10 protein-coding genes are annotated in these 14,274 nt (G+C 61.2%); 4 read left to right on the forward strand and 6 right to left on the reverse strand.

Annotated features, from left to right (window positions below; translation table 11 throughout):
- Positions 1-26: 26 nt before the first annotated feature.
- The 3 genes from fdhF to ACWGKN_RS11380 are packed head-to-tail and all read right to left on the reverse strand — an operon-like array spanning position 27 to position 4,974.
- On the reverse strand, positions 27-2,717 hold the full coding sequence (gene fdhF, locus ACWGKN_RS11370) for a formate dehydrogenase subunit alpha (protein WP_424253894.1): 2,691 nt from the start codon (positions 2,715-2,717) through the stop codon (positions 27-29).
- A gap of 3 nt (positions 2,718-2,720) precedes the next feature.
- Positions 2,721-4,472 (reverse strand): NADH-quinone oxidoreductase subunit NuoF, encoded by a 1,752-nt coding sequence (gene nuoF, locus ACWGKN_RS11375; RefSeq protein WP_035228919.1) that lies wholly within the window; start codon positions 4,470-4,472, stop codon positions 2,721-2,723.
- A 34-nt stretch (positions 4,473-4,506) separates the two neighbouring features.
- A complete protein-coding gene (locus ACWGKN_RS11380; RefSeq protein ID WP_424253892.1) occupies positions 4,507-4,974 on the reverse strand; it encodes an NADH-quinone oxidoreductase subunit NuoE family protein in 468 nt (155 codons plus the stop codon).
- Positions 4,975-5,986: 1,012 nt separating this feature from the next.
- Here ACWGKN_RS11380 and ACWGKN_RS11385 point away from each other — a divergent pair.
- The 4 genes from ACWGKN_RS11385 (at position 5,987) to ACWGKN_RS11400 (ending at position 10,576) form a co-directional block, all read left to right on the forward strand.
- Positions 5,987-7,705, forward strand: coding sequence for a 4Fe-4S dicluster domain-containing protein (locus ACWGKN_RS11385; RefSeq protein ID WP_035228895.1), 1,719 nt, complete (start codon positions 5,987-5,989; stop codon positions 7,703-7,705).
- Positions 7,702-8,628 carry a CoB--CoM heterodisulfide reductase iron-sulfur subunit B family protein gene (locus tag ACWGKN_RS11390; protein WP_052159879.1) on the forward strand — a complete coding sequence of 309 codons (927 nt, stop codon included), beginning with the start codon at positions 7,702-7,704 and terminating at the stop codon, positions 8,626-8,628. Before ACWGKN_RS11385 ends, ACWGKN_RS11390 begins: the two co-directional genes overlap by 4 nt.
- A 234-nt stretch (positions 8,629-8,862) precedes the next feature.
- Entirely contained in the window at positions 8,863-9,621 is a 759-nt protein-coding gene (locus ACWGKN_RS11395) for an ATP-binding protein (protein ID WP_035228898.1), read from the forward strand.
- 247 nt (positions 9,622-9,868) lie between these two features.
- A complete protein-coding gene (locus ACWGKN_RS11400) occupies positions 9,869-10,576 on the forward strand; it encodes an HD domain-containing protein (RefSeq protein WP_452095230.1) in 708 nt (235 codons plus the stop codon).
- A gap of 225 nt (positions 10,577-10,801) precedes the next feature.
- Here the strand turns inward: ACWGKN_RS11400 and ACWGKN_RS11405 are convergent, their stop codons facing one another.
- From ACWGKN_RS11405 to ACWGKN_RS11415, 3 genes are read right to left on the reverse strand one after another with little or no spacing between them, the layout of a single operon-like run.
- Positions 10,802-12,886, reverse strand: a complete 2,085-nt coding sequence (locus ACWGKN_RS11405; protein ID WP_035228901.1) for a molybdopterin-dependent oxidoreductase — start codon at positions 12,884-12,886, stop codon at positions 10,802-10,804.
- Positions 12,887-12,921: 35 nt separating this feature from the next.
- Entirely contained in the window at positions 12,922-13,707 is a 786-nt protein-coding gene (locus tag ACWGKN_RS11410; RefSeq protein ID WP_035228902.1) for a 2Fe-2S iron-sulfur cluster-binding protein, read from the reverse strand.
- A 9-nt stretch (positions 13,708-13,716) separates the two neighbouring features.
- Positions 13,717-14,163 (reverse strand): CBS domain-containing protein, encoded by a 447-nt coding sequence (locus ACWGKN_RS11415; RefSeq protein WP_035228904.1) that lies wholly within the window; start codon positions 14,161-14,163, stop codon positions 13,717-13,719.
- Positions 14,164-14,274: the final 111 nt, after the last annotated feature.

Here is a 14,274-nt window from a genome sequence, read left to right on the forward strand (position 1 = left end):
TTGTCAGCCTGTTATTCCCGACCGGATCAGGCTGCCTGTTTTTCAACCCGTACCGCGCAGACCTTGGCTTCCATGATCTTGCTGATCGGGTCGAGGGCGTCGCTCGTCAGCATATTCGCCGCCGCCTCTTTGTAGTGGAACGGGATGAAGACCACCTTGGCCGGAACGATATCCGAGACCCGCGCCTTCACCTTGATACTGCCGCGCCGCGAACTGACCGAGAGCAGTTCGGCGTTGCTGATCCCGAGCACCGCCGCATCGGCGGGGTTGATCTCGATAAACGGTTCGGGCGCTGCGGCGGCGATTCCGGTCGATTTTCTCGTCATCGTCCCGGTGTGATACTGGAGCAACTCCCTGCCTGTCGTCAGCAGGAAAGGATATTCGCTGTCGGGCAGCTCGTCCGACACAACGTACGGCACCTTGGTGAACAGGGCCTTGCCCCCCTCCCTGGGGAAGGCTCCCTGGAACAGATACGGCGTCCCGGGATGATCGGCCGTCGGGCAGGGCCATTGCAGGCCGTTGCCGTCGAGACGATCGTACCGCATCCCGGCAATCCCCGGCCACAGGGTGGCCACCTCGGCGAAGAGCTCGGCCGGGGCGACGTTGAAGGATGCCGCTGCCGGGTCGATCCGCTTGTACACCTCATGGATGATGGCAAGGTCGCCTCTGGCCTCGCCCGGTGAGGTGATGGCCGGCCGCACCCTCTGCACCCGGCGCTCCGAACTGGTGAAGGTGCCGTCCTTCTCGGCAAACGAGGCGCCGGGCAGGACCACGTCGGCCAACTCCGCCGTCTCGGTCAGGAAGATATCCTGGACCACCAGAAAATCGAGGGCCTTGAACGCCTTGATCGAATGCGACATGTTCGGATCGGACAGCGCCGGATTCTCACCGAAGATGTACATCGCCCTGAGACTGCCGGACAGCATCGCCCCGGTCATCTCGCTGGCGGTCAGGCCCGGCTGCGGCGACAGCGACTTGCCCCAGGCCTTCTCGAACTTGGCCTGTATCGCAGGATTGCTGACCTTCTGGTAGCCGGGATAGTCCGTCGGCAGACAGCCCATATCGCAGGCGCCCTGGACGTTGTTCTGGCCACGCAGCGGATTGACGCCGGCGGCGTCCTTGCCGAGGTTGCCGGTCACCATCGCCAGATTGCCGACCGCACAGACGTTGTTCGTCCCCATGGTATGCTGGGTGATGCCCATGGCGTAGTAGATTCCGGCGGTGCCGGCGCCGGCATAGATCCGCGCCGCCTTGCGGATATCGGCGGCGGCGACCCCGGTCACGCCCTCGGCGAACTCGGGGGTGAACGTCGCCAGGGACTCGACGAACTCGGCATAGCCCTCGGTCCGCTCGGCGATGAAGGTCTTGTCTTCAAGCCCTTCGGCCAGGATCACGTTCATTATCGCATTCAACAGGACGGAATCGGTCCCCGGCCTGTGCCGCAGCCACAGCGTCGCAAACTTGACCAGCGGAATCTTGCGCGGATCGGCGACGATCAGCTCGGCGCCGTTGGCCACCGCCTCCTTCATCCTGAGGCCGATGATCGGGTGATTCTCGGTGGTGTTGGAACCGATGACGAACAGGACATCGTTGCGGGAGATTCCCTCGACCGAATTGGTCATTGCGCCGGATCCGAACTTGGTGGCCAGACCGGCCACCGTCGCGCTGTGTCAGTATCGGGCGCAGTGATCGACATTGTTGGTGCCGACCCCCGCCCGCAGCAGTTTCTGAAAGAGATAATTTTCCTCGTTGGTGCAGCGGGCCGAGGCCAGACCGCCGATGGCGTCGGCGCCGTGCTGCTCCTTGACCGACTGCAGCCGCGAAGCGACCAGATCGAGGGCCTCGTCCCAGCCGGCCGGCTCGAGCGGGCCGCCTTTCCGGCGGCGGATCAGCGGGGTGGTCAGCCGCTCGGGGCTGTTGATGAACTCGTAACCGAACCGACCTTTGACACACAGCCAGCCGCGGTTATGGTTATCGGAGCGGGATGAGACCCGGGCGACCGTGTCGCCATGGGTGTGGAGGGTGATATTGCAGCCGCAGCCACAGTAGGTGCAGGTCGTCTCGGTGGGCTGGAGACCATCCAGACGGGGCTGGCCGACCCACATCTTGGCCGACAGGGCCCCGGTCGGGCAGACGGAAACACACTGGCCGCAGAACTCGCAGTCGAGCTGCTTCTTGAACGGCGGACAGATGTCCGACTCGAAACCGCGGTTGGCGTAGCCGATCGCCCCCACCCCCTGGACCTCGTCGCAGACCCTGACACAGAGGCCGCACAGGACGCACTTGTCCTGATCGCGGAGGATGAACGGATTATTGTCGACCCGTTTGTGCTGGCGGACCGCGCCGCTGAAGCGGTTGTCGCGGATGCCGTAGCGATAGGCCAGGTCCTGAAGGCTGCAATCCCCGGCCTGGATGCAGACCATGCAGTCGTTCGGGTGGTCGGAGAGCAGCAATTCCACCGTGGTCTTGCGCAGACGCTCCAGGCGCGGACTCGATGTCGTCACCACCATCCCTTCGGTGGCCGGGGTGGTGCAGGAGGTGACCGGCCGCGGCAACCCGGCAATATCCACAATGCAGAGCCGGCAGGCTCCGAATGGTTTCATCCGCGGGTCGTGGCAGAGGGTCGGGATATCAATCTTGGCCAGACGGGCTGCTTCCAGGACGGTCGCACCGTGCGGCGCCTCAATTTTCTTATCGTCAATCGTCAGGCTGATCATAGGTTAATCCTTTACAACAGCGTTGAATTTACAGACATCAAAGCATGATCCGCATTGGATGCAGAGGGCGTTGTCGATACTGTGCGGCTGTTTCAGCTCACCCGAGACCGCCTTCACCGAACAGGCCTTGGCGCACATGCCGCAGCCGACGCACTGGTCGGGGCGGATGAAGAAGGTCAGCAACTTGTTGCAGACCTTGGCCGGGCACTTCTTTCGGTTGATATGGGCCTCGTACTCATGGCGGAAATACTTGATGGTGCTGATGACGGGATTCGGTGCCGACATCCCGAGACCGCAGAGGCTCGAATCACGGACATCCTCGGCCAGTTCCTGCAGCAGTTCGATATCCCCCTTCTTGCCCTTGCCCTCGGTGATCCGGGTCAGGATCTCGAGCAGGCGCTTGGTGCCGATCCGGCAGGGGACGCACTTGCCGCAGGACTCCTCCTGGGTGAAGGTCAGGAAGAACTTGGCGATGTTGACCATGCAGTCGGTTTCATCGAGCACGACCATACCGCCGGAGCCCATCATCGAACCGACCGATTTCAGGCCCTCGTAATCGACCGGCAGATCGATGAACTGCTGCGGGATGCAGCCGCCGGAAGGCCCGCCGGTCTGGACCGCCTTGAACAGCTTGTCGCCCTCGATGCCGCCGCCGATCTTGAAGATGATGTCATTCAGCGGCATGCCCATCGGGATCTCGATGAGGCCGGTATTCCTGATCTTGCCGGTCAGGGCGATGACCTTGGTGCCCTTGCTCTTCTCCGAGCCGATCGAGGCGAACCACTCGGCCCCCTTGTTGATGATCGGCGGCAGATTGGCCAGCGTCTCGACGTTGTTGATGATCGTCGGCTTGCCCCACAACCCCTTGTTGGCGGGAAACGGCGGCTTGGCCCGCGGCATGCCGCGTTCACCCTCGATCGAGGCGATCAGCGCCGTTTCTTCGCCGCAGACGAAGGCCCCGGCGCCGAGTTTGATCTTGATATCGAATTCGAACGAACCGCCGAACAGCTTCTCGCCGAGGAAGCCTTTCTCCCGGGCCTGGTCCAGGGCGATGCGCAGCCGATGGACGGCCAGCGGGTATTCAGCACGGATATAGACGTAGCCGCGGGTGGCCCCGATCGCGTAGGCGGTGATGATCATGCCTTCGACCACCGCATGGGGGTTGCCTTCGACGACCGAGCGGTCCATGAACGCCCCGGGGTCGCCCTCGTCGGCGTTGCAGATGACATAGCGCTGGTCCGCCTCGTTGGCGGCGCACAGGCTCCACTTGAGCCCGGTCGGGAAACCGCCGCCGCCGCGGCCGCGCAGGCCGGAGTTCTTGACTTCGTTGATGACCTGCTCGGCGGTCATCGTCGTCAGGGCCTTCTTCGCCGCGGTGTAGCCGTCAACGCTGAGGTAATCGTCGATCGATTCCGGATTGATCTTGCCGAGATCGTGGAGGACGACCTTGGTCTGGTTGTCGTGGAAGACATGGTAGTCGTCTCCGGCCATCCATTCCTTGATCGGTTTGCCGCCGACGACATGATCCCTGACCAACCGTTTGACCATATCCTCCTGGATATACTGGTAGGTCGAGACCTCGCCGTTGACACTGATGTCGACCAGGACGTCCTTGGCGCAGAAGCCGCGGCAACCGACCTTGTGCAGCTTGCAGCGGTTCTGCACGGTGGCATTCTCGAGCCCGGCAGCGGCAAATTCATCCTGAAACGCCTTCATCACCATCTCAGCACCCGCCGCGATGCCGCCGGTGCCCATGCACACATTGACAATTATTTCGCCATTCACGGTGTTATTCCTTATAGGTTTTGAGGGTTTTGGAGATCTTCTCCGGATTCATCTTACCGAAGACCTTCTCGTTGACGACGACAACCGGGGCGATGCTGCAGGCCCCGACGCAGTTGACGTTTTCCAACGTAAACAGCATGTCCTTGGTGGTCGGTTTGTCTTCCGCGAGTTTCAGATCGTCACGGATCCGCGAGATGATCCTGGATGCCCCCTTGACGTGGCAGACCGTCCCCGAACAGACGGTGATGATGTTCTTGCCGCGAGGGGTCATGTGAAACTGGGAATAAAAGGTGATGACGCCGTAGAACTTCGAAGCCGGTATATTGGTTCTCGCCGAGAACCAGTTCACCGATTCCTCCTGGACATATCCGAACGCATTCTGGATCTCCTGCAGCACAGTGATTATATTATCTCCATGTACCACCGTTTTCTGGTAGATTCCTTCCAGCACTTCTTCCATCTGATTTTCCATATCCACATGCTCCAACTGAAGATTGATCAAAACCCGCTTCACCTCATCGAGGAAATCAAACCACCACACACCTCCCGGAAATAGGTATCGTGGATCAACAACCCCGTACGGCTAACAAGAGAAAGGATTCAACTATACATGCCACTGCATTCTCCCGTGCCATGCATACCTATGAAGATGTACTGACAAATGACGCAATAACCTGCAGCTGACAAGATCAACCGAGTACCGGATGTAATGATTTTCTCAACCCGTCCCGGCCGTTCCCAGACAAACTGTATCCCGTTCTTGTGCAAAGGTCGAGAAAGAAAACCGGCGGCAACGGAAAAACCTCACCCAACCCGAAGAACGCCCGCACCGGTGGGCTTGCCGATCATTTCTCCCTGGAAAAATCGTCCGGAACGCCTCCCGAGTCTGATTCGCAAAAAGAATGCGCCGGAGGTGCGGCGCACGTGTTTTATATTGTACAACCGTCCTTCTCCCGTTAAACTGAGAATGATACTTCATCTCTGCATTTCCTCTCTCTTGCACCAAAGGATCAGGCCATGGAAATCACGGTGGCCGGAAATTTGGTCGAATTCCCGCCGGAGAAGGAACAGAAGTGAACGCCTGCCGGAGAGCCGTTGTCAATTGCCTCATATTCAACAGAAAGCTCGTTCCCGGCCGGAGAAAATCTACCGGGGAACCCCAGAGTCGCCCGGTTCGCTATTGAGGACTGACCTCCCGGCAGCCTGCGCCCGCATTGTGCGCCCGCAATGATGAGGGAAGTCCTTCCCCGACTGCCGGGCCTTACGTTTCGACCGCCGACCCGGCGGCGAAGCAGTAATGAATGTTTCTCCCATTATCAACCTGTCGCCAGCCGGCGACGTGAAGCCACCGGCCGCAACCGCCGGTGCCACCATGAACGTTCAATGCGTCTCCGCCTACTGCCCGGTATCGCTCAAACATGGCCTGATACACCGCAACCATGTTCCGTTAACCAATAACACGATCGAGGATATTGAGATTTGTCATGAATTTCACACTGCTTCTGACGGTCGCCGTCTCTGTCTGTCTCATCGGCATTCTCCTGCGCCTGTATGTCTGGTTCTCGCAAGGAATCCACCCCCCCGCAGCAACCTTAACCCTGCCGCAGCGCCTGGCAGCTGCTGGAAAGGCCCTGGGGGGTGCATTGTTCGGCCCCAGGTCGATAACGGTCCTCAAATCCATATTCCTTGATCTGCTGTTCCAGCAACGGGTCTTCGACAAGAACACCCTCCGCTGGATCGCCCATGGTCTGATCTTCACCGGTTTTCTGCTGCTGTTCTTCCTTCATGCCCTTGATTCGCTGATCACCGAACGGCTTTTCAGCGACTATCAGTCGACCCTCGACCCCTATCTGTTCCTCCGCAACCTCTTCGGCCTCATGGTCCTTGCCGGCGTTGCCATCGCCGTCTACCGCCGGATCACCCTGCGGCCGCAGCGGCTCATGACCTATGCCGGCGACTGGGCGGCCCTGATCTTTGTCGGCGGCATCATCCTCTCGGGGATGCTGCTCGAAGGGGCGAAGATTTCGTCGTACTCGACCTTCCAGCGGATGCTTGACGACACCGGTATTACCGACGAACAGGAGATCCAGGCCCTCGCCGCCTACTGGATCGAAAAGAACGGTCTGGTGATCGCCCACAACCCACCGGCCATCACCCCCGAACTGGTGGCCCAGGGCCAGGAAATCAGCGCTGGCAGCTGCGGCGAGTGTCACGCCGCCAATTCCTCCGCCTTCGTCAGTTTCGGCCTGGCCAAGATCACCGGACCGCTGATGGCCTCCGGCGAAGCCGGTGCGGTCAGCTTCCTGTGGTACCTCCACATCCTCTTCTGCCTGACCTTTCTGGCCTGGTTGCCCTTCTCGAAGATGTTCCACATCATCTCCGCCCCGGTCAGTCTGATCATCACCCGGATCATGGGCAAGGAGAACGGCGAGCCGGCCAATGTTCTGACCCGGCAGATGATCGGCCTGTCGGCCTGCACCCACTGCGGCGCCTGCAGCCTGGAATGTTCGTCGAACATGTTTTTCGAGTCGTTCCACAACGACTTCATCCTGCCCTCGGAAAAGGTCCAGTTCCTCAAGCACATCGCCGCCGGCAAGGAGCTCGACAGCGCTACCCTGAAAAAGCTGCAGCAGGGGCTCTACATCTGTACCAGCTGCGACCGCTGCACCAATATCTGCCCCTCCGGAATCAACCTCAAGGAGCTCTTCGTCAGCTCGCGCTATGCCCTGCTTGACCGGGGCATTCCCGAGACCTCGATGCTCAGCCATTTCTCCTTCCCGCTGGCGCTGGCCCAGAGCTACACCGGCGATCATCTCAAGGCGTTGAAGGTCGTCGAGCAGCTGTTCCGCAAAAGCTTCACCGCCCTGGCCGACATGGTGCGACCGCTGACCCTCGAGAGGGGCGGGACATTTGCCAACCCCTCGTACCGGAGCTGCTATGCCTGCCAGCGCTGCACCAACATCTGCCCGGTCGTCCGCAGCTACGACAACCCGGGCGAGGCCCTGGGCATGCTGCCGCACCAGATCATATTCAGCCTCGGCATCGGCAAGGTCGACCTGGCGATGGGGGCGAAGATGATCTGGAGTTGTTCCACCTGCTATCTCTGTCAGGAGCACTGCCCGAATCAGGTTGAACTGTGCGATATCTTCTACGGCCTGAAAAACGCGGCCATTGCCAGGATCGAAGAGGGAGGCAGGTCATGAAATTTGCATTTTTCCAGGGATGCAACATCCCTGTAAGGGTAGAGCAGTACGCCGATTCGACCGAGGCGGTCCTGCAGACCTTCGGCATCGAACTGGTCAGGATTCCGGAATTCAACTGCTGCGGCTACCCGATGCGCAACGTCGACGAGAAGGCCTACATCATGCCTTCCGTACGGAATATGGCGATTGCCGAAAAGGCCGGCCTCGACATCCTGGTCATCTGCAACTGCTGCTTCGCCAGTCTGCAGAAGGCGAAATCCGTCGTAGACAAAGACCGCGCCCTGCGGGAGGAATTCAACACCCTGCTGGCCAAGGAGGGTCTGGCCTACTCCGGCACGGCCAGGATCAGGCACTACCTCACCGTTCTCCATGAGGATGTCGGCATCGAGACCATCAGGAACAAGCTGGTCAACACCTGCAAGGGCCTCAAGCTCTCGGTCATCCATGGCTGCCATATCCTGCGGCCCCGCGAAATTACGCAATTTGACGACTCCTTCGTGCCGCGGATAACCGAGGATCTCGTCGGGGTTACCGGGGCGACAAGCCTCGACTGGCGCGGCCGGATGGAGTGCTGCGGCGCCGCCCTGGCCGGCCTCAACGACGAGCTGTCACGCAAGCTGCTGCAGGAAAAGATCAGCGGCGCCAGGCAGGCGGGGGCGGACTACATCACCCCGATCTGCTCCTACTGCCACCTCCAGTTCGACACCACCCAGAGTAACATGGCCGCCGAGGCGCCGGGATCGGAGATCCTGCCGGTGCTCCTCTATCCCCAGCTTCTCGGCCTCTGCCTCGGCATCGACGAACGGCGGCTGGGCATGACCGGAAACCGGACCATCGCCACCAGCGACATCGATCACATCAAATCCCTTCTCGGCCCCCCGGTCGAAGAGAAAAAGAAGAAGGTCCGGCAGCAGGCGGCCTAGAATCCGCACCGCAGGCAAGGCAGGAGCAGGAACGGGCTGCTGCCTTGCCCGCATGCCATGTGCCGACATCACGGTCAATCGGTCTTTCCCCGAGTTCCCCCTCCATGCCACACCCGAACCGGCCCGGAAATCGTCCGGGGGCGACAGAATCCTGCTGGCAAACGGGAAAAAAGTACATATATTCATCGCAATACGTCAAATCACCCGCAATTCAATACTTCAGATGGAGAGTTTATGAGCAAGATCATTGCGTTCGCCGGCAAGGGCGGCGTCGGCAAGACCACCGTCGCAGCCCTGGTCATCCGTTATCTCTCAGCCACCGGCAAATCCCCGATCCTCGCGGTCGACGCCGACCCCAACAGCAACCTCGGCGAAACCCTGGGACTGGATGTGACCTCGACCATCGGCGACATCCGGGAGAATTACATGCGCGACCCCCAGGGTGTACCCTCGGGGATGGACAAGGTCAATTACATCGAGACGCTGGTGGAACAGGCCCTGATCGAGAAACCGGCCTTCGATCTCCTCGTCATGGGGAGGCAGGAAGGCCAGGGCTGCTACTGCATGGTCAACAATATCCTCAACAAGTTCACCGACAAGCTGGCCGCGAGCTATAAATACATGGTCGTCGACAACGAGGCCGGGATGGAGCACCTCAGCCGCCGCACCAGCGGCAAGGTCGACATGCTCTTTCTCGTCACCGATTACTCGTTGCGGGGGCTGAGGGCGGTCCGCCGCATCAACGAGATGCTGCCGGGACTGCATCTCGAGGTCAACAAGATCGGCCTGATCGTCACCCGCGGCCCGCAGCAGCTGAACGAGGTCTTCCTGCGCGAGGTCGAAGAAATCGGCATACCGCTGGTCGGGATCATCCCTGACGACCAGGCCCTTCTCAACTTCGACATGGAGAAGCGTTCCCTGATCGAACTCCCCGATGATTCCCCATCGGTCATGGCGGTCAACAAGCTGATTGCCGACAACTGCGCTTTCTGATCACCACGCTTCAGACCTCGCCCCGGGCCGGGAATAGCCTGATATCCCCGGCCTGTTTTTTTCCATATACTTGACCCATGTCAAGGTCCACCCGGTGGATCCGGTCTATGCTGTACAAAAGACCAGAGGGCGTCGCACAGACCGCGCCCTGTACGGGTTCTCTTCCACGCTTTCCGGGAAGCACATTTCCGGAATGTCATTGGATACACCACCAAGGAGTGCAGCCATGAAATGCCCGGGACAAGACATGCAATACTGGAACGAATCGGCCATCTATGAGGAAACCTGTCCCAAATGCGGCGGGACGGTCGAATTCTACAAGGATGACACCAATCGCAAATGCGGCCGGTGCGGCCACCGGATGGTCAATCCCCGCCTGGATTTCGGCTGTGCCGCCTACTGTCCGTTCGCCGAGCAGTGCCTCGGCACCCTGCCGGAGGAATTTGTCGGCAATCAGGACAACCTGTTGAAGGATCGGGTGGCGGTCGAGGTGAAACGCTATCTCAAGTCGGATTTCCGGCGGATCGGCCACATCATGCGGGTGGCCCAGCAGGCGGAGAAGATCGCCAGGGACGAGGGGGCCAACCTCGGAATCACCCTGTGCGCCGCCTATCTGCTGGAAATCGGTGAAATCGAGGCGGCCGCCAGATACGGCACCCCCACGGCGGACCAGATCATCGCCGAAGGACAGCGCCTCGCCGCCGCCATCCTCGGCCGGCTGGCGGCCAAGGAGCCGATAGTTCAAGGGGTCGGCACCCTGATCGAGGCCTACCATCGTCGGTCGGATCGTGATTCCCTGGAAATTCAGGTCCTCGCCGATGCGGCGGACCTGGCCCGGCTGGAAGAGATGCGCCGGGACGACCCGCTTCAGGTACGGGAATTCGGACTACCTATGGTAGAGAGGCTGCTGACCGCAAGCGCCCGCCAGTTGGCGCAGAAAATGATCGCTCTGTAGCCGGAAAGACGGAAAGGCGGACCCGGGGGTCCGCCTTTCCGTCTTTCTGCATCCAAACGTCGGCAATACATGCCCAGGCGATCAAGCACCGGCAGGTCCAGACTCCGGCGACGCGCTTCATAACCGGCCGGCCCCCCCCGTCCGGCAATCCGCATCATGCCTGACCGCCGAGTTGTGCCCGGATCAGGTCCCGACGCCCACGACGATCAGGGAACCGGCCTTAAATCAGGCCTTGCGCACCGAGACGAAATGCTCCTGGTAGGCGATGGCCCCGCCGGCCCGATCCCATTTGTCGAGGCCGCCGCGCATAAAATTCTGGTCGGCGATGCCCTTGCCGAAGGCCCGGCTCTCCACCGGGATCTTATGGCCGAAGCCGTGGATGATGAACACCGCCTCGGGGTGGATCAGGTCGGTGACCTTGGCCACCGTCGTTTCCGAGTAATCCCTCTGGCTCACCACCACCGTATCGCCGTTGCTGATCCCCAGTTTCGCCGCGGCCTTGGAGTTGATCCACAGGGGATTGATCGGCATCTGCTCGTACAGCAGCGGATTGTTGACCGTATGCCCCTGGGTATGGAGGGCGCAGCGGCCGAAGGTCAGGCGGAACATCCCCTCCGGCGGCGTTTCCGGGGCCTCGAAGGGCTTGAGCGATTGCAGCCCGGCCTTTTCCAGCTTGGCCGAGACGATCTCGAGCTTGCCGCTCGGGGTCTTGAATTTCAACTTGTCCATATCGCGGTAGATCGGCTTGGCGGCCAGGTTGACCATGCCGGTGGCGTTGAAATCAGCTATCGCCACGTCGGTGCCCTGGAGCTGGAAGTTCCAGACGTCCTCGACCGAGTCGAACACCAGTTCGGGCAGGCCCAGCCGCTTGGCCAGACCGCCGACGATCTGCCAGTCGGCCTTGGAGTCGTAACGCGGCTCGATCGCCCGGTGGCGCACGAAGAACTGGGGCTTCAGCGCGTTCTTGGTGGCGATGACGCTCTCCCGCTCCAGATAGGGCGACAGCGGCAGCACGACGTCGGAGAACCAGGCGGTGTCGGACCAGCTGAAGGTCACCGATACCAGGAGATCGAGGTTATTCAGCATCTCCTTGAGGCGGTCCGGGTCGGGGAAACCCATCAGCGGATCATGACGGTAGGCGATATAGGCCTTGACCGGATAGGGGTCGCCGCTGCCGATCGCCTCGTACATCAGGTGGGCCAGCCCCGGCCCCTCCTCGAAGTGGGTGTAGCGCCAGCCGAGGCCGTCGGCCCGCTTGTCCGCCGGTTTGGGGTAGAGATCGACAAAGGCCTTCAGATCGGCCCGCCCGACGTCACCGGGTTTGCTGACCAGCGGCATTCCGCCCTTGGCGCCGATGGAGCCGAGCAGGGCGTTGATGATATAGGCGGTGCGGCAGACGTAGAACGAGTCGCGATAGCGGGCCGCCATCCAGCCGGGATGCCAGATCACCGCCCCCTTGGCGGCGACCAGCTCGCGGACGAAGGCGCGCAGTTCGGCCGGGGCGATGCCGGTCTCCCCTTGGGCCCATTCCGGCGAGTAGGGTTCGACGAAGGCCTCGAGATCCCGCAGCCCCTCGATATAGCGGCCGGCGTATTTCTCGTCGTAGAGCCGCTTGTTCATCAGCTCATGGATCACCGCCAGGTTGAAGGCATAGTCGGAACCGGGCCGCACCTGGAAGTAGCGGGTCGCCTTGGAGGCGGTGACCGTGGCGCGGATGTCGATGACCGTCAGCTTGCAGCCGTTTTCCATCGCGTCCATCAGGTTGTTGACCTCCTGGACGTTGATCGCCTCGAAGATGTTGCGCAGCTGCAGCACCACATGCTTGGCGTTCTTGAGGTCATAGGCGACGCTCTTGCGGCCCATGCCGGTGACCGACAGGCTGGCGTGCTGGACGTTGCGGGCGCAGGAGGAGTCGTGGTTGCAGTAGTTGGGACTGCCGAGGCCGCGCAGCAGGGCCCGGTGCATATCGCGGAACGGGCCGCCGCGGTCGGTCAGAGCGATGCCCTTGGCCCCGTATGTGGCTTTCACTTCCTTGAGCTTGTCGGCAACGTAATCGAAGGCCTCGTCCCAGCTGACCTTATGCCATTTGCCCTCGCCCCGGGCGCCGACCCGGATCATCGGGCTCTGCGGTCGTTCAGGGTCGGTGATCAGGGCGTTGCCGGCAGCGCCGCGCGGGCAGACCGCTCCCTTCATCGCCGGAACATGGGGGTTTCCCTGAAGAAATGTTACCTGGCCGTCCTCGACCGTGACCTGGATCGGACATCTCACCGTACACATCCCGCATACACTGAATACTGATTTGGCAACCATGGATAGTTCTCCTTGCTATGAGCTGTACTGGCAGCCTATTGCTGCCGCTTGTTGTTGGTTGGTTGTCTCGGCGGTTGTTTTTCCATGACCTGCAGCCGATCGGAAAAGAGCTTGGCGCAATTGGCGCAGTAGCTGTGATGCTCCTTGACCTGGGGATGAGGTGCGGTACGTGCCTCCATCAACCGTATCTGCTTTTCGGTGGCGTAGTATTTGCCGCAGCCCTGGCAGCGCTGGAGCGGATGGCGGCCGAAGGCGATGTCGCGAATGGAGACGGTGCGCATCCCGCCGTCTTCCACCACCGTTATTGCCTGGGTCGGGCAGATATTGGCGCAGGTGCCGCAACCGATGCAGCGGTCGGGGTCGGGGAGCACCAGCTGCCGGCCGTCGATTTTCTCCATGCGCAGGGCTTCCTGACCGATAACCTCCTTGCACACCCGGATACAGAGGCGGCAGCGGATGCAGCCGTCCGGCGCCGGCGGCAGCTCGATCCCTTCCTTTTCGGCGAGATGGCGGATGCGCTCCGACATCGGGGCCATGGCGATCAATTTCAGCAGGGCCCTGGTCCGCGCCTGGCGCACTTCAGCCCCTTGGGTCCACAGTCTCATTCCCGGCTTGACCTTGAGCAGGCAGCTCAGCATGATCGTCCTGTCGCCGGTGACCTTTTCGACCGCCACTGCGCAGATCTTGCACGAGCCGGAGGGTTTCAGGGCCGGATGGTGGCAGAGTGTCGGGACCGTTATCCCATGGCTCCGTGCCGCCTGGAGGACCGTCGTCTCCGGTTCGGCGCCGACCGCCTGGTCGTTGATGTAGAGAGTAATCATCGTCTTCCTTCAGTCGTTGGGCGCGTCGTGCAGCGCGTCGATATAATTTTGCAGGTGCCGCACCTCGTCGTGCAGGAGGGCGTTTTCCGCCAGGAGCAGGCGACAGAGGGAAGCCACGACTATTCCCTGCGTCACCGCCACCGCCTGGTGATCGATGCCGGCCGCCGCCATCATTTCTATCGCTTTACCAACCGATTCTTCACCGGAAACGGTTGCCACGGGCTCGCCCAGTGCCGCCGTCACCGGGCCATGCCAGGCATCAGCCGGCGAGGCTGCCATGGTCAGACGGCGCAGAATGTCACCGGCCGTCAGGATCTCCCGGAACCGGTCGTTTTCCACAATTATCGCCGTCGCCTCGGCCTCCAGCATCGCCCGTGCCGCCTCGACCAGGCTGGCCTCCAAGGTGACGGTCACCGTTTTCACGCAGCATGTGTCGATTACTTCGGCCAGTCGCATTCAGCAGCCGTTCCGTAATGGAGTGTTTGTTTTCTGCATCCCGATGCGGCCCCCGATACCGTTTTCAGTACCTCTTTTCCGCAGGTTCCTGCCGGACGACGATCTCGACAG

It is taken from the genome of Desulfoprunum sp., from assembly GCF_053613775.1.

Bases quoted from the DNA above. Each gene is read 5' to 3' on its own strand.
- nuoF (WP_035228919.1), bottom strand. From the start codon at position 4,472: ATGGGCACCGGCGGCATCGCGGCGGGTGCTGAGATGGTGATGAAGGCG.
- ACWGKN_RS11380 (WP_424253892.1), bottom strand. From the start codon at position 4,974: ATGGAAAATCAGATGGAAGAAGTGCTGGAAGGAATCTACCAGAAAACG.
- ACWGKN_RS11385 (WP_035228895.1), top strand. From the start codon at position 5,987: ATGAATTTCACACTGCTTCTGACGGTCGCCGTCTCTGTCTGTCTCATC.
- ACWGKN_RS11390 (WP_052159879.1), top strand. From the start codon at position 7,702: ATGAAATTTGCATTTTTCCAGGGATGCAACATCCCTGTAAGGGTAGAG.
- ACWGKN_RS11395 (WP_035228898.1), top strand. From the start codon at position 8,863: ATGAGCAAGATCATTGCGTTCGCCGGCAAGGGCGGCGTCGGCAAGACC.
- ACWGKN_RS11400 (WP_452095230.1), top strand. From the start codon at position 9,869: ATGCAATACTGGAACGAATCGGCCATCTATGAGGAAACCTGTCCCAAA.
- ACWGKN_RS11405 (WP_035228901.1), bottom strand. From the start codon at position 12,886: ATGGTTGCCAAATCAGTATTCAGTGTATGCGGGATGTGTACGGTGAGA.
- ACWGKN_RS11410 (WP_035228902.1), bottom strand. From the start codon at position 13,707: ATGATTACTCTCTACATCAACGACCAGGCGGTCGGCGCCGAACCGGAG.
- ACWGKN_RS11415 (WP_035228904.1), bottom strand. From the start codon at position 14,163: ATGCGACTGGCCGAAGTAATCGACACATGCTGCGTGAAAACGGTGACC.